We start from the raw sequence: 22,358 nt of genomic DNA, 5'->3' as shown, positions 1-22,358 counted from the left end.
GAGATTTCATGCCTCCGGCGGGGATATTTCGGGCCAGAAGAAGCACGGGCGCGGTGCCCTGTTTCTTCCGGCGGGACAATATCCAGGGACAACGATGAAGGAGGCGTGGCATGCTGAAGCTTGAGAAACGGCCGCAGCCGTCCCGGCTCTGGACCTACCTGACGCCGGTGGTGGCCGTGGTGATCACCATGATTGCCGGCGGCGCGCTGTTCGCGCTGCTGGGCAAGAACCCGGTCGAGGCGATCGGGACGATTTTCTGGGAGCCGCTGTTCGGGGAGTTCGCGTTCTATTACCGGCCGCAATTGCTGGTGAAGGGGGCGCCGCTGATCCTGATCGCCATCGGCCTCAGCCTGGGGTTCCGGGCGGGGATCTGGAATATCGGGGCCGAGGGGCAGTATATCATCGGCGCGCTGACCGGCGCCGGGGTGGGGCTGGCCTTCTACCCGATGGAGGCGTGGTTCATCTTTCCGCTGATGGTGATCGCGGGGGCGCTGGGCGGCTGGGCCTGGGCGATGATCCCGGCGCTTCTGAAGGTGCGCTTCGGAACGAACGAGATCCTCGTGTCGCTGATGCTGGTCTACGTGGCCGAGCAATTGCTGGCGAAGATGTCGCTAGGGCTGTTGCGGAACCCGGAGGGGCACGGGTTTCCGGGCTCGCGGAACCTGCAGCAATACGAGTCTGCTCATAACGCCGAGGTGATTGCCGGGACGGGGATGCATTGGGGTGTGCTGGCCGCGTTCCTGGCGGTGATCCTGGCCTACGTGCTGCTGAACCGGCATATCCTGGGCTACCACATCCGGCTGACCGGCGAGGCGCCGAGGGCGGCGCGGTTCGCGGGCGTCAACCCGGCGCGGCTGATCCTGTTCTGCCTGGGCACAGCCGGGGCGCTGGCGGGCATGGCGGGGATGTTCGAGGTGTCGGGCCCCTCGGGGCAGGTCAGCATCGATTTCAACGTGGGCTATGGGTTCACCGCGATCATCGTGGCCTTCCTCGGGCGGCTGCACCCGATCGGCATCCTGTTTGCCGGGCTGTTGATGGCGCTCACCTATATCGGGGGCGAGATCGCGCAGTCGAACCTCGGCCTGCCCGCCGCCGCCATCCAGATGTTCCAGGGGATGCTTCTGTTCTTCCTGCTGGCCGTCGACCTGCTCACCAATTTCCGTATCCGGATCAAGACAGCGGAGGCCGCGTGATGGCTGGTTCGGATTATCGACTACGCGACAAGCTGAGACTCCTGCTTGGTATTGCGTTCGGCCTATTCGTGGGATGGATGTTTGGGTTGCTCTCATTCCTTTTGATTAGCGTTACAACCGATTTGGGAACCATCGCCATACTCATCACTGTTCTGTTTGTGATCAGCATTCCTTCGGGTGTCTTCTACCTCATGTTCTTACCGCTGGACTGGTTCTTTGAAGGCAGGCGAAATGCAGCGTTCGAACGCATGTCGGAGGATGAAAAGGTCTACGACACGCACGTTACACGTCTTGTCCAGAAAACGTTCTGGTGGAGCAGTCTCGCCGGCATTGTCGCGGGCATGATCACAGCAGCAATGCAATCCCAAGCATAGAGGGCGCACGTAATGGACCTTTCTTCGATCAACCCTGCCCTTCTGCTGGCCTCGCTGCTTGTCGCGGCGACGCCGATCCTGCTGGCCGCCATCGGCGAGCTGGTGGTGGAGCGCTCGGGCGTTCTGAACCTCGGGGTCGAGGGAATGATGATCACCGGGGCGATCTGCGGCTTTGCCGTGTCGGTCGAGACCGGCTCCCCTGCCCTGGGCTTCCTGCTGGCGGCCCTGGGCGGCGCGGTGCTGGCGCTGCTTTTCGCGCTGCTGACGCAATTTGCGCTGGCCAACCAGGTGGCGAGCGGGCTGGCGCTGACGCTTTTTGGCCTGGGGCTGAGTTCGCTGATGGGGCAAGGCTATGTCGGGATCAAGCCGCCGCCGACGCCGAAGCTGGATATCCCGGTGCTGAGCGACCTGCCCTTCATCGGCCGCGTGGTGTTTTCCCATGACCTGATGGTCTATTTCGCGCTGGCGCTGGTGGCTGCCGTCTGGGCCACGCTGAAATACACCCGCGTCGGGCTGATCCTGCGGGCGGTGGGGGAAAACCACGATGCCGCCCATGCGCTGGGCTACAAGGTGGTGCGCGTGCGGCTGATGGCGATCCTGTTCGGGGGCGCCTGTGCGGGCCTCGGCGGGGCCTATATCAGCCTCGTGCGCGTGCCGCAGTGGACCGAGGGGATGACGGCCGGTGCCGGGTGGATCGCGCTGGCGCTGGTGGTGTTCGCAAGCTGGAAGGCGGGGCGCGTGCTGCTGGGCGCGTGGCTCTTCGGCGGGGTCACGGTGCTGCAGCTCAACCTGCAGGCCGCGGGGGTCGCCATCCCGGTGGAGTATCTTTCGATGTCGCCCTACTTGATCACCATCGTCGTGCTGGTCATCATGTCGGCGGACAAATCCCGCGCGCCCGCATCCTTGGGCCGCGTCTTCCACGCCTCGTCCTGAGGCAGACGGCAACATGAATACGAACACGACACCAACAACACGGGAGACCTCAATGACCCTTACCAGACTTCTCACCGGCGCCGCGCTGGCGCTTGGCCTCGCCACCACGGCGGTGGCGCAGGACAAGACCAAGGTCGGCTTCATCTACGTGGGCCCGATCGGCGATGGCGGCTGGACCTTCGAGCATGACAAGGGCCGGCTGGCCATCGAGGAGCATTTCGGCGACCAGGTCGAGACGGTCTACCAGGAAAGCGTGCCCGAGGGCGCCGATGCCGAGCGGGCGATCACGCAGATGGCGCTTCAGGGGGCCGACCTGATCTTTACCACCTCCTTCGGCTACATGGACCCGACGGTGAACGTGGCCAAGAAGTTCCCGGACGTGAAGTTCGAGCACGCCACCGGCTACAAGACCGCCGACAACGTGAGCACCTACTCGGCCCGGTTCTATGAAGGCCGCGCCGTGCAGGGGCATATCGCGGGCAAGATGACGGAATCGAACATCATCGGCTATATCGCCTCCTTCCCCATTCCGGAGGTGATCCGCGGCATCAACTCGGCCTATATCCACGCGAAGAAGGTCAACCCGGACGTTCAGTTCAAGATCATCTGGGCCTATACCTGGTTCGACCCGGCGAAAGAGGCGGATGCCGCCACCGCGCTGATCGAACAGGGCGCCGACGTGATCCTGCAGCACACCGATTCGACAGCTCCCCAGGCCGCCGCCGAGAAGGCCGGCAATGTCATCACCTTCGGGCAGGCCTCGGACATGGCCGAGTACAAGCCCAAACCGCGGGTGAGCTCGATCATCGACAACTGGGCGCCCTACTATATCGCGCGCACGCAGGCTGTGATGGACGGCACCTGGGAAAGCCAGCAGACCTGGGACGGGATCGGCCCGGGCATGGTCGAGATCGGCGAGATCACCGACGCGGTGCCGGCCGAGGTGAAGGAAGAGGCGCTGGCGATGAAGGAGGCCATGGCCAATGGCGAATACCACCCCTTCACCGGGCCGCTGAAGAAGCAGGACGGCTCGGACTGGCTGGCCGAGGGCGAGACGGCGGATGACGGCACGCTGCTGGGCATGGACTTCTACGTCGAAGGGCTGACGGGGGAGATCCCGCAGTAAGGCTGCTCGTTCGCGAGGAAAGGGAAGGCCCCGCCGGGTTGGCGGGGCCTTTTGCTTTTCGGGAGAACCCTTCGGGGGCCTGCGTTCTTGGCCGGTATTTTCAAGTGATGCTCAATCCGGCCCGGTCGATGGCCGAATATTTCTCTGAAACGACATGTTTTCGCCCAAACGGTTTCGGATGATCGCATCCTGTTCCAATGTAGACGGCGGAGAGACGATGAAAGCGGCAACCATGGATACCGGCACAATCATCGAAAGCGACACGAAGGCTTTCGAAACCAAGGACAAGTATTCTGCCCCGGACCTGATCGTGCATGCCGCCAGGCGCAGCGGGCGCGGCGCATTTTCCATCGGGCGCGAAATGATGAGCTTTTCGCTTGGCAAAGCGAAGCTGCAGCCGTCCGAGTATGTTCTCTATGCCCTTTACGAGCGTGAACGATACAGCCAGGCCGAGCGGCAGGCGTTCATCTCGGCCGCGATGCATGGGAAGATCGTGTACGAGTTCAACGATTACGGATGGTTTGACGTTGCGGGCGACAAGTGGCTCAGTTCCGTGTTCCTCGGACGCGACGGCACCCCTCAGCCCGAGACCCTGGCGGTCATCGACACCAGCCCGCGGCGGTACCAGGGCGGCGTCAAGCTTTCATCGGCCGACGCGCTGCGCGATTTTCTAACCCGGGAACAGGGGTTTCCGCTTTTCTGCAAGTACAATAACGGCCGCTGGAGCGTTGGTGCGAGCGTCATCACCGGGGCGGACGAAACGCACATCCACATGAAAGGGAAATCCCCTATACTTTATGAGGATTTCCTTCGTGAATACGTCGGATCGCATGTTTTCCTGATCCAGCGTTTTGTCGAGAACCACCCGTTTCTCAAACAATACACGTCCACGACCGCAACGGTGCGCATGGTCAACATTTGGCGGGACGATCGGCTCTGGACGCCGCATGCGATCCTGAAACTGCCGTCGAAGGAAAACGACGCGGACAATTTCTGGCGCGCGGGAAACCTTGTTTGTCAACTTGACGTGGAGACGGGCGAAGTCCTGACGGTTGTCGGACGTGATGGCCCCGATCTGGTCCGCCACGAGGTGCATCCGGAGACCGGCAAGGACATCATAGGGGAACGCTTGCCGCACTGGCGGGAGGTGCTGCAACTGAACGCCCGCGTGGCCGAGATGCATTACCCGGTCAAGTACCAGACCCAGGACATCGCCATCACCGAGGACGGCCCAATCGAGATCGAGTTCAATTGGGGCGGTGCTTTCGAGCTTCCGCAGATTGCAACCGGCCAAGGTTTCTTTACCGAGGAAATGCGTGAGGCGTTTCGTGGTCTCGGTTCGCGCAGGGTTTGATCGCGCGAACCAAAGGTCACGCAAAGTCCCCCGGAAATGAAAAGGCCGACCGCTTTGTCGGGCCCTGATTGCTTTCGAACCGCTTGAAAATGTCCCGGCCCCGGCTATCCTGAACAGTCAACCGGGGGAACCTTCATGCCGCAACGACACCTGCCTGCAGAACTTGCCTCGGTCGCCGAGCCGGGAGGCGATGCGCGGCTCTCGGCGCCGTCGGCGTTGCGCAATGCCGGGCCGATCACCGCGTTGCTGCGCGCCCATGCGCCGGCGGAAGGCCGGGCGCTGGAGATTGCCAGCGGGACCGGGCAGCATGTGCTGGCCTTCGCGCGGGCGTTTCCGGGGCTGACCTGGCAGCCGACAGAGATCGCGGCCGAGCGGCGGGCCAGTATCGACGCCTGGGCGGCGACGGAGGGGTTGCCGAATATCCGTGCCGCCATCGCGCTCGATGCCACCGCGCCCGGCTGGGCCAATGAGCATGGCGGGCAGGACCTGGTCGTGCTGGTGAACCTGCTGCACCTGATCAGCACGCAAGAGGCGCGGACGATCATTGCCGAGGTTGCGCGGGCGCTGGCGCCGGGCGGGCGGTTCGTCCTTTACGGCCCCTTCCTGCGCGACGGCGAGGCCACGTCGGAGGGCGATGCCAGCTTCGACGCCAGCCTGCGGGCCAGTGACCCGGACGTGGGCTACAAGGACGATTTCACCACCATCGACTGGCTGCACGAGGCTGGGCTGACGCTTGTCGACGTGGTCGAGATGCCCGCCAACAACCTTGCGTTCGTCGCCCACCGCGCCCCGGAGACCTGACCATGCCCCGCCTTGCCGCTTCGCTGCTTTCGCTGATCCTGCTGACGGACCTTGCCCTGCCGGGCGCGGCGCGAGCCGAGGGGGGCGTGATCTCGGTCCGGTCGGCGGAGTTCGACGATCGCGACCCGGTGGATTTCGGGCGCGACGCGCCGGGCCGCTACCCGGTGCACGGGATCGACGTGGCCCGTTACCAGGGCACGGTCGACTGGCACGCGGCGGCGCGGGCCGGGGTCAACTTCGCCTTCATCAAGGCGACGGAAGGCGGCGACCTCCTGGATTCGGAGTTCGCGCGGAACTGGCAGATGTCGGGGCGCGCGGGGGTGCTCCGCGGGGCCTATCACTTCTATTATTTCTGCACCGATGCCGAGACGCAGGCGAAATGGTTCATTCGCAACGTGCCGCGTCAGGCCGGCGCCCTGCCCCCGGTTCTGGACATGGAGTGGAACCACATGTCGCCCACCTGCCAGAAACGTCCGGCAGGCTCGGTTGTCCGGAGCGAAATGAAGATCTTCCTCGACATGCTGCACCGGCACTATGGCCAGCGCCCGGTGGTTTACACGACGCCGCAATTCTACAAGGACGCCGGGCTTCACCGCCTGACGCAGGAGGAATTCTGGCTGCGGTCGGTGGCGAGGCCCCTCGACCAGGTCTATCCCGGCCAGCGCTGGAGCTTCTGGCAGTATAGCGGCACGGGGCTCGTTCCGGGCCTGAAGGGCGATGTGGATCTCAACGCCTTTGCCGGGTCGCGGCAGGCCTGGGCGCAATGGGTCGGGCTGCGGCAGCAGTAGCGGGCAGCCTGCCGGATCAGTGGAACTTCCTGCGGATGCGGCGGACGAGCAGCCAGACGGCGGCGACGACCGGCAGGGTCACGGCGGCGGTGATCAGCCCCTTGCTGACACCCAGCACGCCCGTCAGCGGGTAGAGCAGGTAGCCCGCCAGCGACACGGCGTAATAGCTGATGGCGACCACCGACAGCCCCTCGACCGTCTTCTGCAGCCGGAGCTGCAGGTCGGCGCGCCGGTCCATGCTTTCCAGGAGCGCCTGGTTCTGGGCGCTGCGCTCGACGTCGACGCGGGTGCGCAGAAGCTCGCCCGCGCGGCGGGCGCGGTCGGCCATGGCGCGCAGCCGGTCCTGGGCCGAGCGGACGGTGCGCATGGCCGGGTCGTAGCGGCGCATCATGAACTCGGCAAAGGTCTGGCGGCCCTTGAAGCGATCCTCGCGCAGGACCGAGATGCGCTGGTTGACGATGGTCTCGTAGGCCTCGGTCGCGCCGAAACGGAAGGAGCTTTGCGCCACCATCGCCTCGAGCTCGGCGGAGATGTCGAGCAGGTCGGGCAGCGTTTCCTCGGCCTTCTTTTCGCCCCCTGTCATGTCGCCGATCATGGCGCGCATCCGGTTTTCCAGCTCGCCCATCCGCGGGCTGAGCTCGCCCACGCGGGAGAAGCCCAGCATCGACATCGACTTGTAGGTCTCGATCTCGCAGAGGCGCTGCATGATCCGGCCCACCCGGCGGGGGCCGGTTTCGGGCGAGACGCTGATCAGCAGGCGCTGGTGGCCCGCCGGGTCAATCCGGAAATCGCCCGCGATAACGGCGGCGTTGTCGAGCACGCGGGCCACGGCGACGCTGTCGGGCACGAACCACTCGGCGATGTCCGCCCCCAGCGCCTCGTCATCCTTGAGGGGCTGGATGCGGATCAGCGCCGAGGTGATGCGCAGGCCCGGCGCCTCGGCCAGCCAGTCGGCGGGGAAGACCTCGAAATCCGCCGGGTCGAAGGGGCGCTTGCCCTGCCCCTCGGAGAAGGCGGTGTAGGTGACGAACTCGGTATGGCTTTCCCACTTGAGCGTATGCCGCCCGATGGCGCCGGAGTAATGCGTGGCGCCCGGCTGGGGATGCGGCGCGCCGTGCCGGTCGAGCAGCGCCACGAGATGCGCCATGTCGGCCGCCCGGTCGCGGCCCGCCGCGCCGTGCTCCTGCTTGATGGCAAGGTAGACGGCGGTGGACGGCACGCTCAGCGCCGGGAACGGGCGGGCGTGCAGCTCGTTCGCCAGGCCGTAGCGGAGGGGGTGATCCTTGATGGGTGGCATGGGCCCGCAATTCGTGGTGTCGGGGGCAGGCTACGCGGTTCGACGCCCCATGAAAACAGATTTCTTCGCTTATTCAATATCTTATCGGAATACGATCGTATGCCGTCGCGACGCGGCTGCGCCCGTTTTCAAACTGCACAAAATTTAATCCACTTTTCCGGATGTGTGCTATGAAGGTTCAGGCCATCGTCGGCCGCTGTCTTGCTGGATGATATTGAGATGCCATTGATTACCGGAACCCCCGGCCACAACGCGCTTTACGGAACGATACTTCCCGACACGATCGAGGGGCTTGCGGGCAACGACACCCTCTTTGGCAGCGCTGGCGCCGACGAGATGGACGGCGGAGAGGGTGACACCGACCGGGCCGATTACATCGACTCGCCCGCAGCGGTGGATGTCAGCCTGCTGACCGGCCTTGGCTCGGGCGGCGACGCGGCAGGCGACACGCTGACGGGGATCGAGGAACTGGCGGGCAGCCTGTTCGACGACACGCTTACCGGGGATGACGGTGCCAACCGGCTGCTTGGCCGCGAGGGCGACGACACCCTTTCGGGCGGTGACGGCAACGACTTCATCCGGGGCGGGCCCGGCGCGGACGTGCTTTCCGGGGGCGCGGGCCGCGACAAGCTGATCTATTCCACCTCCGTGGCGGCGGTCACCATCGACCTTGGCACCAATTCGGCATCGGGCGGCGATGCCGAGGGCGACACGATCTCGGGTTTCGAACGCGTGGTGGGCTCCAGCTTCGACGACCACATCACCGGCGACGGGCAGCGCAACAGCCTTTTCGGCCGCGACGGGAACGACACGATCCTGGGCGGCGACGAGTCGGACATCGTCAACGGCGGCGACGGCGCGGACAGCCTGGACGGAGGCGATGGCACCGACCTGCTGGATTACACGGGGTCCGATGCGGCGGTTACCGTGAACCTTGAGACACTGGCGGCCAGCGGCGGCTTTGCCGAAGGCGATACGTTCTCGAATTTCGAGAATGTCCGGGGGTCCGCCCATGGCGATGACATCACCGGGGACGAAAACGCCAACAGGCTGCACGGCCGGGACGGGAACGACACCCTGACCGGGGGCGATGGCAACGACACCATGATCGGCGGGCGCGGCGCTGACGTGATGGACGGCGGCGACGGTTTCGACATGGTGAGCTACCACGCGGAAACGCAGAACGTGTCGGTCAACACCCGCACGCCGCAGATGCTGGGGGCGGCGGCCGGGGACACGTTCATTTCGATCGAGGCGGTGCGCGGCACGCAGTTCGGCGACAGCCTCATCATGGGGGACGAGGATAACCTACTGATCGGGCTGGCCGGCGACGACTTCCTGGACGGCGGGAACGGCAACGACACGCTGAACGGCGGGCCGGGGGCGGATTTCCTGCATGGCGGAGAGGGAATCGACACCGTCACCTACAAGACCTCGGACGCCGCCGTCTTCGTTTCGCTGACGCTGGGGCCGAATACCGGCGGCGATGCCGAGGGCGACACGTTCAGCTGGATACAGAACATCCACGGCTCCGCCTTTTCCGACAGCATCGAGGGCGACCAGCAGGACAACACGCTGATCGGGCGGGACGGTGACGACACGCTGATCGGACGCGCGGGCGCGGACACGCTGAAGGGCGGCGACGGGGCCGATACCTTCGTTTTCGTGGCGCAGGACGAGCATCCGGGCCAGGTGCAGGGCGACACGACGTCCGTGGCGCCCTATGCCGGCGGCACGCCGGACCGGATCCGCGACTTCGAGCCCGGCACCGACACGCTGGAATTCGACGCGGCAGAGTTCTCGGGCCCGGTGGTGAACACCGGCGACCTGGCCGATCTCGGGTTCGACTCGGTGGATGACAGCGCCTTCGTCTATGACGGGATGCACCTTTATTACGTCGATTACGCCAGCCAGGCGGATTTCGACGCCGGGCAGGTCACCGTGCGCCATATCGCCCGGTTCGACGGGGTGGCGGACCTGACGACCGACGATTTCGCCTTCGTCTGAGATGTTGGACGGCTGAACGGGAAAGAGGCGCGGGGATGGTCCCCGCGCCTCTTCCTCTGACAGGTGCCGAAACCCGCTCAGGCGGCCTTCTTCAGGGCCTTCTTGGCTTTCTTCAGCTTGGTTTCCTGGCGCGCGACTTTCTTCTTGCGCGAGGCGACTTCCTGTTTGAGGGCCTTGATCTTGGCTTTCTTCGCCATGTGCTGTCCTTTCCTCATGTGGCGCCGCTGGTTAAGCTGTGCGACGCATATGCGTTAGATATACGATGTATATACGAATTGCCACCCCTGCCGGCGAAAAACCGCACCCCGAAACGAAACGGGCACGGAAGCTTTCGCCCCCGTGCCCGCAATGCCGGTCGCGGCCGGATCAGTCGATCAGGCCGATCAGCTTGGTCACGCTCTCTTTCGCGTCGCCGTAGAACATCCGCGTGTTGTCCTTGTAGAAGAGCGGGTTCTCGATGCCGGAATACCCGGTGCCCTGCCCCCGCTTGGAGACGAAGACGGTCTTGGCCTTCCAGACCTCCAGCACCGGCATGCCGGCGATGGGGCTGTTGGGGTCTTCCTGCGCGGCGGGGTTCACGATGTCGTTCGAGCCGATGACGATCACCACGTCGGTTTCGGGGAAGTCGTCGTTGATCTCCTCCATCTCGAGCACGATGTCGTAGGGCACCTTCGCCTCGGCCAGCAGCACGTTCATGTGGCCGGGCAGACGGCCCGCCACCGGGTGGATGCCGAAGCGGACGGTCTTGCCCTTGGCGCGCAGTTTGTTGGTCAGCTCGCTGACCGCCTGCTGGGCCTGGGCCACCGCCATGCCGTAGCCCGGCACGATGATCACGCTGTCGGCCTCGTTGAGCGCGTTGGCCACGCCGTCGGCCTCGATGGCGACCTGTTCGCCCTCGATTTCCGCCGCCGGGCCGCCATCGTTGCCGAAGCCGCCGAGGATGACGCTGATGAACGAGCGGTTCATCGCCTTGCACATGATGTAGCTGAGGATCGCACCCGAGGAGCCCACGAGGGCGCCCACCACGATCAGCAGGTCATTGCCCAGCGAGAAGCCGATGGCCGCCGCTGCCCAGCCCGAATAGCTGTTCAGCATCGACACCACCACGGGCATGTCGGCGCCGCCGATGCCCATGATCAGGTGGTAGCCGATGAAGAGCGCCATGGCCGTCATCAGCAGGAGCGGGAAGAAGTTGCCCGTGTTCAGGTACCAGATCAGGCAGATCGCCGAGATGATCGCGGCACCGGCGTTGAGCATGTGCCCGCCCGGCAGTTTTTCCGCCTTGGAGCTGACCTTGCCCGCCAGCTTGCCGAAGGCGATGACCGAGCCGGTGAAGGTGACCGCCCCGATGAAGACGCCGAGGAACAGCTCGACCCGCAGGATGTTGATTTCCACCTGCGTCTTCTTGGCGACAAGCGCCGCGAAGCCCTTGAGGGTGGAGTAGGTGTCGGCCTCCATCGCCATGACGCGGCCGATCTCGATATCGGCGTTGAAGCCCACGAAGACCGCCGCGAGGCCCACCAGCGAGTGCATGGCGGCCACAAGCTGCGGCATCTCGGTCATCTGCACGCGTTTGGCGACATAGACCCCGATCACGCCGCCCGCGGCGACGAGGATCAGCGACAGCAGCCACAGGCCCGAGCCCGGCCCGATGAGCGTGGCCAGCACGGCCAGCCCCATGCCGACGATCCCGTACCAGACCGCGCGCTTGGCGCTTTCCTGCCCCGACAGCCCCCCGAGCGAGAGGATGAAGAGAACGGCGGCCACGACATAGGCCGCAATGGTAAATCCGAATTCCATTACTCAGGCCTCCTTCAGGACTTCTGGAACATGGCGAGCATGCGCCGGGTGACGAGGAAGCCGCCGAAGATGTTGATCCCGGCCATGAAGACCGAAAGCGCGGCGAGCAATATGACGATGAACGAGCCCGAGCCGATCTGCATCAGCGCGCCGAGAATGATGATCGACGAAATGGCATTCGTGACCGCCATCAGGGGCGTGTGCAGGGAGTGCGAGACGTTCCAGATGACCTGGAAGCCCACGAAGACGGCGAGAACGAAGACGATGAAGTGCTGCATGAAGCTGGCCGGCGCGTAGAGCCCGGCGAGCAGCACCAGCGCGCCGCCGATGGCGAGCAGCGTGACCTGGTTCTTGGTCTGCTGCTTGAAGGCCGCGACTTCCTGGGCGCGGCGTTCCTCGGCGGTCAGCTCCTTCGGCTTTTCCTTGGGCTTCTGGGCCGCGATGGCCTGCACCTTGGGCGGTGGCGGCGGCCACGTGATCTCGCCCTGGTGGGTGACGGTCGAGCCGCGGATGACGTCATCCTCCATGTCATGGACCGGCTTGCCGTCCTTCTCGGGCGTCAGGTCGGTCATCATGTGGCGGATGTTGGTGGCGTAGAGCGTCGAGGACTGCGTGGCCATCCGGCTGGGGAAGTCGGTATAGCCGACGATGGTCACGCCATTGTCGGTGACGATCTTCTCGTCCGGCTTGGTCAGCTCGCAGTTGCCGCCCCGCTCTGCGGCAAGGTCGACGATGACGGAGCCGGGCTTCATCGCCTCGACCATGTCCTTGGTCCACAGGACCGGCGCGGGCCGGTTGGGGATGAGCGCCGTGGTGATGACGATATCGACCTCGGGGGCCAGCTCGCGGAACTTCTCGAGCTGCTTTTCCTGGAACTCGGGGCTCGACGGGGCGGCATAGCCGCCGGTGGAGGAGCCGTCCTTCTGCTCTTCCTCGAAGTCGAGATAGACGAACTCTGCGCCCATCGACTCGATCTGCTCGGCCACTTCGGGGCGCACGTCGAAGGCATAGGTAATGGCACCGAGCGAGGTGGAGGTGCCGATGGCGGCGAGACCGGCCACGCCGGCGCCGACGACCAGGACGCGGGCGGGGGCGACCTTGCCCGCCGCCGTGACCTGCCCGGTCATCAGGCGGGGGAAGTTGTTGGCCGCCTCGATCACCGCGCGGTAGCCGGCGATATTGGCCATGGAGCTGAGCGCATCCATCTTCTGGGCACGGCTGATCCGCGGCACCATTTCCATGGCGATGACGGTGGCGCCCTTGGACTTGGCGAGTTCCAGCCCCTCTTCGTTGCCGCCGGGGTTGAAGAATGTGATCAGCGTCTGGTCCTTGCGCAGCCGCTTCAGCTCGGTCTCGGTGGGGACGCGCACCTTGGCGACGATATCGGCGGCCTTCCACAGCGCGGCGGGTGTCTTGATGATCTCGACGCCCGCGGCCTCGTAATCGGCATCCTTGAAGCCGGCATTGTCGCCTGCCCCGGTTTCTATGGCGCAGTCATAGCCCAGCTTCTGCAGCTGCAACGCCGAGTCCGGCGTCATCGCGACCCGGTTCTCGCCCTTCAGAACTTCCTTTGGCGTTCCGATCTTCAATGTCTCATTCCCCTTGCTGTCAAAGGCACGCTGTCAAATCGCGGCGTTACTTGCTCTTCATGTTGTCCATGGCCTGAGCGACCTGCCCGCTGAGGCGATCGAAGGCCTGCTGGTTGGCCGATTGCGCCGCCTCGGCCATCTCGCGCATCAGGTTGAAGGCGGTCTCGGCGGCCTCGGCGTAGACCTTCGAATTCATCGCGGCGGCGTCGGCGCTGACCGGGCTTTCGGTCTGCTTCGCCACGTCCTGCGCGGCGGCGGTCATGCGGTTGAAGATGTCCATCTGCTTTTCCAGCATGTCCTGGTAGGTGGCGGCGGCGGCCTTGTTGGCCTCGACCATCGCCTCGAACGAGGCCTGGTTCTTCTTGATGATGGCGTTCATGTCCATGCCCGCGGACTGCATCGCCGGCATCTGGGCGAAGACCTTCTGCGGGTCGAACATCTGGGCCACGCGGTCGGGGTCGAACATGTTGAACGACTCCTGGAACATCTGTGAAAACCCGAACGGGTCCATCGGTGACTGGGTCTGCTTGCCGGATTTCTTGCTGTCGGCCATGGCTCATCTCCCTGTTCGCTGGCGCGCGTCGCATCCTCCCGCGCGCGTGACGGTTTTATTCGTCCAACGGTCGTTATTTCACAATACCCGCGGATATGCGACTCCCTGAATGGCCCATTTTTCAGACCCAGCGGCGGGTTTTTTGGCAATAGCGGGCGAATTCGGCGCGGAACTTGCGGCGCAGGCGGTCCTCTTCCGGAATCACGAAGCGGTTTTCCAGCACCCAGAGCAGGACCGGAACGAGCGGCAGCGAGAGCACCGCGTCCCAGCGCAGGATAAGCCCGGCGAGGATGAGAACGTCGGCGAGGTAGATGGGATTGCGGCTGCGGCGGAAGATGCCGGTCTGGATCAGGCGGTCGGCCTCCCGATGGGGGATGACGGTTGTCTTGTGGCGGCGGAACTCGGCAAAGGCCAGCGCGACCAGCACAAGCCCGCTGCCCACCAGCAGGCCGCCGGCGAAATCGGCCCACGCGCCGCCGAAGCCCAGCCCCACGGGGTAATGGGCGCTCTGCCACCAGGCGAGCGCCGCGAACCCGGCCAGCCAGACGGGCGGTATGTCGATCCATTTCCACATCCTGCGCGCAGCATATGAAGCGGCGGCGTCCGGCTGTCCATGCGGCACGTCGCGCGCTACCGGCTTGTTCCGCCGGGATTGTCCTATAGGGTGGCGCCCGACAGAAGGACGAAGGAGACCGCGATGCTGGACGGGAAACACGCAATCGTCACCGGGGGTGGCACGGGCATCGGGCTGGCCATCGCCCGGGCGCTGGCGGATCAGGGTGCGGCGGTGACGATCACCGGGCGCCGCCGCGAGGTGCTGGAGGAGGCGGCGGGCGATACGCTGCACCCGCTGGTGATGGACGTGACCGACGAGGCGTCGGTGTCGGACGGCATCGCGCAGGCGGTCGAGGCGCGGGGACCGGTGCAGATCTGCATCCCCAACGCCGGCGTGGCCGAGGGGCGCGCCCTGCACAAGACCGACACCGAGTTCTGGCGCTGGGTGATGACCACCAACCTCGACGGGGCGTTCTGGACGATCAGGGAATCGCTGGCCTCGATGCGGACGGCCGACTGGGGCCGGGTGATCGCCGTTTCCTCCATCGCCGGGATCCGGGGGCTCAAGGGGGCACCGGCCTATACCGCGTCGAAACACGGGCTGATCGGCCTGATACGCAGCCTGAGCGAGGATTATCTCGGCCAGCCGATCACCTTCAACGCGCTCTGCCCCGGCTATACCGATACCGACATCATCAGCCGCAACGTCGAGACCATCCGCGACCGGGCGGGTATCAGCGAGGAGGATGCGCTCAAGATGATGGTACACACCAACCGCCACCGCCGCCTGATCGAACCCGAAGAGGTGTCGGCGGCGGTCACGTGGCTTTGCGGGCCGGGGTCGCAAAGCATCAACGGCCAGACCATCGAGATCATGGGCGGCCAGTGCTGAGCCCATGACGCGGGAGGAGTTCAACGCCTTCTGCGGCGGGCTGACCGGCACGCATCACGTGGTGCAGTGGGGCGATGCGGATGTCTGGAAGGTGGGCCCGAAGGTGTTTGCCATCTGCGGATGGAACGAGGGGCGGGATGCGTTCACCTTCAAGGCGTCGGAGCTGGCCTACGAGGTATTGCAGGACCAGCCGGGCGTGCGCCCTGCCCCGTATCTTGCCTCACGCGGGCTGAAATGGCTGCAGGTCTACGAGGCGCAGGGAATGTCGGATGACAGCCTGCGCGATCATATCGTGGCGTCTTATGACATGGTGGCCCGCAACCTTACGAAGAAGGCGCGGGCCGAGCTTGGGATCGTGCTGGAGTGACCGTCTGCCTCAGGACAGATCGTCCTCGTCGAAATGGAGATTGCCGTCGCAGTTCTTCTTGTAGTTGCGCCACGCCTCTGCAGCGATGCTCAGCATATTGTCCATCTCGTGAACGACGACATCGTAATTTCGACTGCCGCGCCGCGCGCAGTTCAAATACCCCTCCTCCCGGTCCACGATGATATTATCGTAGACTTCATCCCGAAGATCCTCCAACTGCGGCCTGAGGTGACGGCGATACACGGTCAGCCCGTCTCTGAGCTTGCGGCAGTCCTTGGTGACGTGCACCGTTCCGCCCGGCAGGTCCTTGGACTGAATGTCCTGGCCGATGATGGGTTTCAGGAAATCCCGCGAGTAGCTCTGGGCGTCGCTGTAGTACTCGGCCTGCACATCGAAATAGCAGTTCTCGGCGACCGAGAGATTAGGGGCCAGCGCCAGTACGGCGGCGCAGAGGGGTTTCGTGAAATACGGTTTCATACCAATTACCTTTCTTTGAAAAAATGACTTTCGGCACACGAGACCGGCGGGCAGATGCCGCCGGCCCCGTGCATGTAATCCTTTGAGTTTTCAACGATTCTGTCCGGCGATCAAGGGCGGCGGGCAAATTTACCGCGCCGCGGCCTCAGCCCACCCGGCCCATCCGCACCTGCCCGTCATGCAGGAAACAGGCCTTGTCGAAGAGCGCCGGATCGAACCGGTTGGGCATGCGGATATCGCGCAGCCCCGGGAGATTGCCCCCGGAGGCGTCGAAGGCCCGGTCGACCTGCGAGATCATGGCGAGGATGGCGCCCGAGGCCTTGGCATGCGCATTCAGCGCCGCCAGTTGATCGGCCAGCGGCGGGGTGTCGCGCCTCTGGTCGAGGATCTGGAGGTAGTCGATCACGGCGAGCGCGGGCCTGTCGAGGCGGGCCAGCCGGGTGGTGATGTAGGCGGCGCAGATCTCGTCTGAGGTGTCGATGGTCACCTCCCCCTTCCCCGGCAGGCGGGCGAGATGTTCCTCCACCTCGCGGCGCGTGTAGTCGAGCGTGAAGAAGACGCCGCGGCGGCCGAGGATTTCGGCCCCGCGGGCGAGTTCGAGGCCGAGCAGGGTCTTCCCCTGCCCCGGACGCGCGGCGACGAGCAGCATGTCGCCCGGGTCAAGCTGGCGCAGGACGCCTTCCGCCGGGCCGGGCTGTGCTGCCGCGGCAAGGTGGCTCCAGGATCGGAAACCCTGCGCGCCGGCGATCCGGTCGAGCGCGGCGTGGAGGGCGATCCCCTCGTCGCGGGCCATGCGTTTCGCCTGGCGTTTCAGTTGATAAAGGGGGGCTGACAGTTTCATTCCGGTCTCTCCGCCGCCGGGCGTGGCGCGCAACCCCTCCTCATGCGCGGCCCCGGCGTTGGCGGGAGCGATACGGGAATTGGCCCTGCATGTACGATGCTGCCCGGTCGGAGGGAGGAGGCGCGGGCCGCGCCTGACAACAGCCTAGCCGTGCGGGGGCCGTGGCCGCAAGCCTGAAGGTGGAGAAAACGGAATGCTCAGGCCGAGCGGCGCACCGGGGCGACGCGGCCCGCCGCCCAGTCGCGGGCGGCCTGTCCGAAGGCGCCGAAGAGCGCCCGGCTGACCGGGTCGGCGGCGGCGTTGTACTCGGGGTGCCATTGCACCGACAGGGTGAAGCCCGGCGCATCCTCGACATAGATCGCCTCGGGCGTGCCATCCGGGGCGTAGCCGTCGATCACGATGCCGCGACCCGGGTCTATGATGCCCTGCCCGTGGAGCGTGTTGGTCATAACCTCGGCCTCGCCCAGCAGGCGATGGAAGACGCCGCCTTCGGTGAATTTCACCGTGTGGCGGAGAGCGAATTTCTCCTCGATGGTGCCGTCGGGGGGCATGCGGTGGTTCTCGCGCCCCGGCAGGTCGCGGATCTCGGGGTGCAAGGTGCCGCCCAGCGCCACGTTCACCTCCTGGAAGCCGCGGCAGACGCCGAAGAAGGGCTGGCCACGCTCGACACAGGCCCGCACCAGCGGCAGCGAGATCGCGTCACGCGAGCGGTCGAAGGTGCCATGCGCCTCGGTCGGTTCGTGGCCGTATTCCTCGGGGTGGACGTTGGGGCGGCCGCCGGTCAGCAGGAAGCCGTCGCAGGTGTCGAGCAGTTCCTGCACCGACATGAAGCGCGGATCGGTCGGCACGATCATCGGGATGCAGTCGGCCACCTGTGCCACCGCGTCGGAGTTCATCTGGCCGCCGGCATGCACCGGGTAGCTGCCTTCGATGAGATAACTGTTGCCGATGATGCCGATGATCGGGCGGGTCATGCTGATCCTTTATCCGTTGGAGCCTGTCACTCTGGATATAATCCAACGGAGGATATGGAAACAGCTATTCCCGCACAACCGGGCGCGCGCCAGTGCAGATTCCCGCCACGGTGATCAGGAAAGAGGCAAAGCGGGGTCAGGACCCGTCAGTCTGTTCCTCGGCGCCGGTGCGACCGTCGATCTGGGGGGCCTCGTTGCCGGGCTCGTTGCCCAGGTAGCCCAGCCAGAGCAGCAGCGCCACGAGCAGCACCGAGGCGAAGACCACGGCGAGGGCGATGCCGATCAGGGGGCCTTTATGCCGGCGTTTCGCGGTTTCGAGATCGGGTTCGGGTGCAGACAAAATTGGCCTCTCAATTCTGAATAACAAATTGTCGGGGCTGCGCCATTGCAGCCCCCTGCTCAGGAACATAACGTGCGCCCGACCCTACATGTTCCCCGACCGGAGACCGCGATGAAGGATGCATCCCCCCAGACGATCTACCTCAAGGATTACACGCCGTTCGGCTTCCGGGTCGACAAGGTCGAGCTGACATTCCGGCTTGATCCGTCCGCCACGCGGGTGCTCTCGCGTATTGCTTTCCGGCCCAATCCAGAGGCCGAAGACCGGCGCTTTTTCCTGCATGGCGAGAAGCTGAAGCTGGTCTCGGTCACCATCGACGGCCAGCCCGTCACCCCCGAGGTGACCGACGAGGGCCTGACCTGCGAGGTGCCCGATGCGCCCTTCGTGTGGGAGGCCGAGGTCGAAATCGACCCGCAGGCCAATACCGCGCTCGAGGGGCTTTACATGTCGAACGGCATGTACTGCACCCAGTGCGAGGCCGAGGGGTTCCGCAAGATCACCTATTACCCCGACCGCCCCGACGTAATGGCCCCCTTCGACGTGCGCATCGAGGGGGCGGAGGAGGTGCTGCTGTCGAACGGCAACCCCGGCGCGCAGGGCGACGGCTTTGCCGAGTGGCAGGATCCGTGGCCCAAGCCCGCCTACCTGTTCGCGCTGGTGGCCGGCGACCTGGTGAACCATCCGGGCCACTTCACCACCCGATCGGGCAAGGCGGTCGAGCTGAACGTCTGGGTCCGCCCCGGCGACGAGGACAAGTGCGCCTTTGCCATGGAAAGCCTGATCAAGTCGATGAAATGGGACGAGGAGGTGTATGGCCGGGAATACGACCTGGACATCTTCAACATCGTGGCGGTCGACGATTTCAACATGGGCGCGATGGAGAACAAGGGGCTGAACATCTTCAACTCCGCCGCCGTGCTGGCCAACCCGGCCACCTCGACCGACATGAATTTCGAGCGGATCGAGGCGATCATCGCGCACGAGTATTTCCACAACTGGACGGGCAACCGCATCACCTGCCGCGACTGGTTCCAGCTTTGCCTGAAGGAGGGCCTGACCGTCTTCCGAGACAGCCAGTTCACCGCCGACATGCGCAGCGCGGCGGTCAAACGGATCTCGGACGTCATTGCGCTGCGCGCCCGGCAGTTCCGCGAGGATAACGGCCCGCTGGCGCACCCGGTCAGGCCGGAAAGCTTCGTCGAGATCAACAATTTCTACACCGCCACGGTTTACGAGAAGGGCGCCGAGCTGATCGGGATGCTGAAGACGCTGGTGGGGGACGAGGGCTATGCCAAGGCGCTCGACCTCTATTTCGAGCGGCATGACGGCGACGCGGCGACGATCGAGGACTGGCTTGCCGTGTTCGAGGAGGCGACGGGGCGGGACCTGTCGCAATTCAAGCGCTGGTACACCGATGCGGGCACGCCGCGCCTGAAGGTCACCGACGACTATGCCGACGGCACCTACACCCTGCATTTCGAGCAGTCCACGCCGCCGACGCCGGGCCAGGCCGACAAGCCGCCGCGGGTCATTCCCATCGCCGTGGGGCTGCTGGGCCCGAATGGCGACGAGGTGCGGGAGACTGAAGTTCTTGAGATGACGGAGGCCAGGCAGAGCTTCCGCTTCGAGGGGCTGGGGGCGAAGCCGGTGCCGTCGATCCTGCGCGGCTTTTCGGCGCCGGTCATCGTCGAGCGCGAGACCGACAATGCCGAGCGCGCCTTCCTGCTGGCCCATGACACCGACCCGTTCAACAAGTGGGAGGCGGGCCGCGACCTGGCCCGCGACGGGCTGTTGCGGATGCTCCGGGACGGGGCGCAGCCCGATGACAGGTATCTCGACGCGGTGCAGGCGCTGGCGCGGGACGAGAGCCTCGACCCCGCCTTCCGGGCGCTGGCGCTTGGCCTGCCGTCGCAGGATGACCTTGCGCAGGCGCTACACGAGGGCGGCACCACGCCGGACCCGCAGGCGATTTACGAGGCGCTGGAGACGCTGAAGCACGCCCGCGCCGAGGCGATGCAGGACCTTGCGCCGAAGCTGTACGCCCAGCACCAGGTGACCGAGCCATACCAGCCCGATGCCAAGCAATCCGGCGCGCGGGCGCTGGCCAACGGGGCGCTGGGGATCATCACGCGGCTCGATGGCGGGGCACGGGCGCAGGCCCAATACGACGCCGCCGACAACATGACCCAGCAACTGGCGGCCTTCTCCTGCCTGTTGCAGGCCGGCAAGGGCGAAGCGGCGAGAAAGGCCTTCTATGACCAGTGGAAGCATGACCGGCTGGTGATCGACAAGTGGTTCATGCTGCAGATCGTCAACGCCGCCCCGGACGAGGCGGCGGCGGTGGCCGAGCGGCTGACGCAGCACCCCGATTTCAGCATGAAGAACCCCAACCGCTTCCGCGCCACGCTGGGCGCGCTGGCGATGAACCCGGCCGGGTTCCACCATGCGTCGGGAGAGGGCTACCGGGTGCTGGCGGACTGGCTGATAAAGCTCGACCCGCTCAACCCGCAGACCACGGCGCGGATGTGCTCGGCCTTCGAGACGTGGAAGCGCTACGATGCCGACCGGCAGGCGAAGATCGGCGCCGAGCTTGACCGGATCCTAGCCGTCGAGGGGCTGAGCCGCGACACGACCGAGATGGTCAGCCGTATCCGCGGGGCGTGATGTGAAAATAATCCGCCGCCCCTGTCACAGATCGGGGCGGTGGATCGTCATGGAGGCAGACGCAACCCTGAAAGGACAAGTCGCCATGACACCGAGACTGAACATCCACACCGCTTCACCCGAGGCCGCCAAGGCCATGCTGGCGGTCGAGAACGCCACCCACGACCTGACCATCGGCCCGGCGCTGCGGATGCTGATCAAGATGCGCGTGTCGCAGATCAACGGCTGTGCCTACTGCCTCGACATGCATGCGCCCGAGGCGTTGAAGGCGGGCGTGACCCAGCAACAGCTCGACGTGCTGGCGGCGTGGCGGGAGAGCCCGGCTTTCGATGCCCGCGAACGGGCCGCGCTGGGATGGGCCGACACTTTGACGCGGATCGAGGCGACGGGCGCGCCGGACGCGGATTACGCCGCGCTGGCCGAGGCGTTCAGCAAGGAAGAGCAGGTCGACCTGACGCTGATCATCAACGTGATCAACGCGTGGAACCGGTTCGCCGTGGGCTTCCGCACGCAGCACCCGGCGCGGAAGGCGCGCGATGCCGCCTGACTGGCATATCGCGACCTTCGAGGGCGAGCGCCGCCGTCTGGCGGGGCTCGCCTATCGCATGACGGGATCGGTGGCGGAGACCGAGGATATCGTGCAGCAGGCCTGGCTGCGCTTTGCTGGGCAGGAGTTGTCGGCGCTGGAAAGCCCCGCGCGCTGGCTGACCACGGTGGTCAGCCGCCTTTCCCTCGATCACCTGAAATCGGCCCGGCGGCAGCGCGAGACCTACGTGGGCGCGTGGCTGCCAGAGCCGCTGCTGGAAAGCCCAGATCCGACGCCGGAACAGCAATGGATGGTGACCGAGGATGTGAGCATCGCGCTGATCCTGTTGCTGGAGACGCTGTCGCCCGAGATGCGGGCGGCCTTCCTTTTGCGCGATGCGTTCGACTACGGGTTCGACGAGATCGCGCCGGTGGTGGGCCGCTCCCCCGCGACCTGTCGGCAACTGGTGTCGCGCGCCCGCAAGCGGCTGGCCGGGGCCGAGCCGCCGGCGGCGCCCTCGCTCGAGGAAGCGCGCCCGATCATCGCCGCCTTCTGGGAAGCCAGCCGCGAGGGCGACATGCAGCGCCTGCTAGAGATCTTCGCCGAGGATATCGCGGTGCATACCGACGGCGGCGGCAAGGTGCCGGCGGCGATCAACGTGCTGTCCGGTGCGCGCCGGGCCGCCGGCCTCTTCGTGGGGCTTGCCCGCAAGAACCAGCTGCCCCAGCGCCCCTGCCCGCCCCTGCGGCGGATCAACGGCGCGCCCGGCTTCGTCTCGGTCGACCCGGCGGGCGTGATGCAGACCACGGCGGTCAGCCTGCGCAACGGGCGGATCGCGGCGCTCTGGATCGTGCGCAACCCCGACAAGCTGCGCCACCTGTCAGGCGCCACAGGCTAGGGGCGCCCC

Annotated in this window: 22 protein-coding genes; 13 read left to right on the top strand and 9 right to left on the bottom strand. The window is 65.5% G+C overall.

Annotation, left to right across the window (positions count from 1 at the left end; translation table 11 throughout):
* Nucleotides 1-110 precede the first annotated feature (110 nt).
* The 7 genes from QUV18_RS04440 (at nucleotide 111) to QUV18_RS04410 (ending at nucleotide 6,569) form a co-directional block, all read left to right on the top strand.
* Complete coding sequence (locus QUV18_RS04440) at nucleotides 111-1,193, top strand: ABC transporter permease (RefSeq protein WP_300892225.1); 1,083 nt, start codon at nucleotides 111-113, stop codon at nucleotides 1,191-1,193.
* A complete protein-coding gene (locus QUV18_RS04435; protein WP_300892224.1) occupies nucleotides 1,193-1,567 on the top strand; it encodes a hypothetical protein in 375 nt (124 codons plus the stop codon). Before QUV18_RS04440 ends, QUV18_RS04435 begins: the two co-directional genes overlap by 1 nt.
* Nucleotides 1,568-1,579: 12 nt before the next feature.
* Complete coding sequence (locus tag QUV18_RS04430) at nucleotides 1,580-2,500, top strand: ABC transporter permease (protein WP_300892223.1); 921 nt, start codon at nucleotides 1,580-1,582, stop codon at nucleotides 2,498-2,500.
* Between the two features lie 52 nt (nucleotides 2,501-2,552).
* Nucleotides 2,553-3,626, top strand: coding sequence for a BMP family ABC transporter substrate-binding protein (locus QUV18_RS04425; protein ID WP_300892222.1), 1,074 nt, complete (start codon nucleotides 2,553-2,555; stop codon nucleotides 3,624-3,626).
* A gap of 217 nt (nucleotides 3,627-3,843) precedes the next feature.
* A complete protein-coding gene (locus QUV18_RS04420; protein ID WP_300892221.1) occupies nucleotides 3,844-4,980 on the top strand; it encodes a sugar-transfer associated ATP-grasp domain-containing protein in 1,137 nt (378 codons plus the stop codon).
* A 135-nt stretch (nucleotides 4,981-5,115) separates the two neighbouring features.
* Nucleotides 5,116-5,781: a DUF938 domain-containing protein gene (locus QUV18_RS04415; RefSeq protein ID WP_300892220.1), complete on the top strand. Its 666-nt coding sequence runs from the start codon at nucleotides 5,116-5,118 to the stop codon at nucleotides 5,779-5,781.
* A gap of 2 nt (nucleotides 5,782-5,783) precedes the next feature.
* Nucleotides 5,784-6,569: a GH25 family lysozyme gene (locus QUV18_RS04410; protein WP_300892219.1), complete on the top strand. Its 786-nt coding sequence runs from the start codon at nucleotides 5,784-5,786 to the stop codon at nucleotides 6,567-6,569.
* A gap of 16 nt (nucleotides 6,570-6,585) precedes the next feature.
* Here the strand turns inward: QUV18_RS04410 and QUV18_RS04405 are convergent, their stop codons facing one another.
* On the bottom strand, nucleotides 6,586-7,866 hold the full coding sequence (locus QUV18_RS04405; protein WP_300892218.1) for a DUF3422 family protein: 1,281 nt from the start codon (nucleotides 7,864-7,866) through the stop codon (nucleotides 6,586-6,588).
* Nucleotides 7,867-8,091: 225 nt separating this feature from the next.
* Here QUV18_RS04405 and QUV18_RS04400 point away from each other — a divergent pair, with 225 nt between their 5' ends.
* Nucleotides 8,092-9,873, top strand: coding sequence for a calcium-binding protein (locus tag QUV18_RS04400; RefSeq protein ID WP_300892217.1), 1,782 nt, complete (start codon nucleotides 8,092-8,094; stop codon nucleotides 9,871-9,873).
* A 366-nt stretch (nucleotides 9,874-10,239) separates the two neighbouring features.
* Here the strand turns inward: QUV18_RS04400 and QUV18_RS04395 are convergent, their stop codons facing one another.
* The 4 genes from QUV18_RS04395 to QUV18_RS04380 form a co-directional block, all read right to left on the bottom strand.
* Nucleotides 10,240-11,673, bottom strand: coding sequence for an NAD(P)(+) transhydrogenase (Re/Si-specific) subunit beta (locus QUV18_RS04395; RefSeq protein ID WP_300892216.1), 1,434 nt, complete (start codon nucleotides 11,671-11,673; stop codon nucleotides 10,240-10,242).
* Between the two features lie 14 nt (nucleotides 11,674-11,687).
* Nucleotides 11,688-13,262 (bottom strand): Re/Si-specific NAD(P)(+) transhydrogenase subunit alpha, encoded by a 1,575-nt coding sequence (locus tag QUV18_RS04390; protein WP_300892215.1) that lies wholly within the window; start codon nucleotides 13,260-13,262, stop codon nucleotides 11,688-11,690.
* A 46-nt stretch (nucleotides 13,263-13,308) separates the two neighbouring features.
* Entirely contained in the window at nucleotides 13,309-13,815 is a 507-nt protein-coding gene (locus QUV18_RS04385) for a phasin family protein (RefSeq protein WP_300892214.1), read from the bottom strand.
* A gap of 121 nt (nucleotides 13,816-13,936) precedes the next feature.
* A complete protein-coding gene (locus QUV18_RS04380; protein ID WP_300892213.1) occupies nucleotides 13,937-14,389 on the bottom strand; it encodes an isoprenylcysteine carboxylmethyltransferase family protein in 453 nt (150 codons plus the stop codon).
* Between the two features lie 123 nt (nucleotides 14,390-14,512).
* On the opposite strand from QUV18_RS04380, the gene QUV18_RS04375 reads away from it, so the two are divergent.
* Both QUV18_RS04375 and QUV18_RS04370 read left to right on the top strand, forming a co-directional pair.
* Nucleotides 14,513-15,262 carry an SDR family oxidoreductase gene (locus QUV18_RS04375; protein ID WP_300892212.1) on the top strand — a complete coding sequence of 250 codons (750 nt, stop codon included), beginning with the start codon at nucleotides 14,513-14,515 and terminating at the stop codon, nucleotides 15,260-15,262.
* Between the two features lie 4 nt (nucleotides 15,263-15,266).
* Entirely contained in the window at nucleotides 15,267-15,629 is a 363-nt protein-coding gene (locus QUV18_RS04370; RefSeq protein WP_300892211.1) for an MmcQ/YjbR family DNA-binding protein, read from the top strand.
* A 9-nt stretch (nucleotides 15,630-15,638) separates the two neighbouring features.
* Here the strand turns inward: QUV18_RS04370 and QUV18_RS04365 are convergent, their stop codons facing one another.
* The 4 genes from QUV18_RS04365 to QUV18_RS04350 form a co-directional block, all read right to left on the bottom strand.
* Entirely contained in the window at nucleotides 15,639-16,106 is a 468-nt protein-coding gene (locus tag QUV18_RS04365; protein WP_300892210.1) for a hypothetical protein, read from the bottom strand.
* A 145-nt stretch (nucleotides 16,107-16,251) separates the two neighbouring features.
* Complete coding sequence (locus QUV18_RS04360; protein WP_300892209.1) at nucleotides 16,252-16,947, bottom strand: DNA helicase; 696 nt, start codon at nucleotides 16,945-16,947, stop codon at nucleotides 16,252-16,254.
* Nucleotides 16,948-17,144: 197 nt separating this feature from the next.
* Nucleotides 17,145-17,921, bottom strand: a complete 777-nt coding sequence (locus QUV18_RS04355; protein WP_300892208.1) for a gamma-glutamyl-gamma-aminobutyrate hydrolase family protein — start codon at nucleotides 17,919-17,921, stop codon at nucleotides 17,145-17,147.
* A 136-nt stretch (nucleotides 17,922-18,057) separates the two neighbouring features.
* Entirely contained in the window at nucleotides 18,058-18,261 is a 204-nt protein-coding gene (locus QUV18_RS04350) for a hypothetical protein (protein WP_300892207.1), read from the bottom strand.
* 111 nt (nucleotides 18,262-18,372) lie between these two features.
* Between QUV18_RS04350 and pepN the strand changes: the two genes are divergently transcribed.
* The 3 genes from pepN to sigJ all read left to right on the top strand — a co-directional run bounded on the left by pepN (nucleotide 18,373) and on the right by sigJ (nucleotide 22,349).
* Complete coding sequence (pepN, locus tag QUV18_RS04345; RefSeq protein WP_300892206.1) at nucleotides 18,373-20,925, top strand: aminopeptidase N; 2,553 nt, start codon at nucleotides 18,373-18,375, stop codon at nucleotides 20,923-20,925.
* 85 nt (nucleotides 20,926-21,010) lie between these two features.
* On the top strand, nucleotides 21,011-21,472 hold the full coding sequence (locus QUV18_RS04340; protein WP_300892205.1) for a carboxymuconolactone decarboxylase family protein: 462 nt from the start codon (nucleotides 21,011-21,013) through the stop codon (nucleotides 21,470-21,472).
* Nucleotides 21,462-22,349: an RNA polymerase sigma factor SigJ gene (gene sigJ / locus QUV18_RS04335; RefSeq protein WP_300892204.1), complete on the top strand. Its 888-nt coding sequence runs from the start codon at nucleotides 21,462-21,464 to the stop codon at nucleotides 22,347-22,349. Before QUV18_RS04340 ends, sigJ begins: the two co-directional genes overlap by 11 nt.
* The last annotated feature ends 9 nt before the right edge of the window (nucleotides 22,350-22,358 follow it).

The sequence above is a fragment of the Roseovarius sp. genome (genome assembly GCF_030373445.1).
In the GTDB taxonomy this organism is placed as follows: domain Bacteria; phylum Pseudomonadota; class Alphaproteobacteria; order Rhodobacterales; family Rhodobacteraceae; genus Roseovarius.
This window is presented reverse-complemented; position numbering and strand designations above follow the sequence as displayed.

Coding starts and splice junctions, on each gene's coding strand:
- QUV18_RS04395 (WP_300892216.1), bottom strand. CDS start 11,673: ATGGAATTCGGATTTACCATTGCGGCCTATGTCGTGGCCGCCGTTCTC.
- QUV18_RS04415 (WP_300892220.1), top strand. CDS start 5,116: ATGCCGCAACGACACCTGCCTGCAGAACTTGCCTCGGTCGCCGAGCCG.
- QUV18_RS04430 (WP_300892223.1), top strand. CDS start 1,580: ATGGACCTTTCTTCGATCAACCCTGCCCTTCTGCTGGCCTCGCTGCTT.
- QUV18_RS04340 (WP_300892205.1), top strand. CDS start 21,011: ATGACACCGAGACTGAACATCCACACCGCTTCACCCGAGGCCGCCAAG.
- QUV18_RS04410 (WP_300892219.1), top strand. CDS start 5,784: ATGCCCCGCCTTGCCGCTTCGCTGCTTTCGCTGATCCTGCTGACGGAC.
- QUV18_RS04380 (WP_300892213.1), bottom strand. CDS start 14,389: ATGTGGAAATGGATCGACATACCGCCCGTCTGGCTGGCCGGGTTCGCG.
- QUV18_RS04425 (WP_300892222.1), top strand. CDS start 2,553: ATGACCCTTACCAGACTTCTCACCGGCGCCGCGCTGGCGCTTGGCCTC.
- QUV18_RS04375 (WP_300892212.1), top strand. CDS start 14,513: ATGCTGGACGGGAAACACGCAATCGTCACCGGGGGTGGCACGGGCATC.
- QUV18_RS04360 (WP_300892209.1), bottom strand. CDS start 16,947: ATGAAACTGTCAGCCCCCCTTTATCAACTGAAACGCCAGGCGAAACGC.
- QUV18_RS04385 (WP_300892214.1), bottom strand. CDS start 13,815: ATGGCCGACAGCAAGAAATCCGGCAAGCAGACCCAGTCACCGATGGAC.
- QUV18_RS04440 (WP_300892225.1), top strand. CDS start 111: ATGCTGAAGCTTGAGAAACGGCCGCAGCCGTCCCGGCTCTGGACCTAC.
- QUV18_RS04370 (WP_300892211.1), top strand. CDS start 15,267: ATGACGCGGGAGGAGTTCAACGCCTTCTGCGGCGGGCTGACCGGCACG.
- QUV18_RS04365 (WP_300892210.1), bottom strand. CDS start 16,106: ATGAAACCGTATTTCACGAAACCCCTCTGCGCCGCCGTACTGGCGCTG.
- QUV18_RS04355 (WP_300892208.1), bottom strand. CDS start 17,921: ATGACCCGCCCGATCATCGGCATCATCGGCAACAGTTATCTCATCGAA.
- sigJ (WP_300892204.1), top strand. CDS start 21,462: ATGCCGCCTGACTGGCATATCGCGACCTTCGAGGGCGAGCGCCGCCGT.
- pepN (WP_300892206.1), top strand. CDS start 18,373: ATGAAGGATGCATCCCCCCAGACGATCTACCTCAAGGATTACACGCCG.
- QUV18_RS04420 (WP_300892221.1), top strand. CDS start 3,844: ATGAAAGCGGCAACCATGGATACCGGCACAATCATCGAAAGCGACACG.
- QUV18_RS04435 (WP_300892224.1), top strand. CDS start 1,193: ATGGCTGGTTCGGATTATCGACTACGCGACAAGCTGAGACTCCTGCTT.
- QUV18_RS04405 (WP_300892218.1), bottom strand. CDS start 7,866: ATGCCACCCATCAAGGATCACCCCCTCCGCTACGGCCTGGCGAACGAG.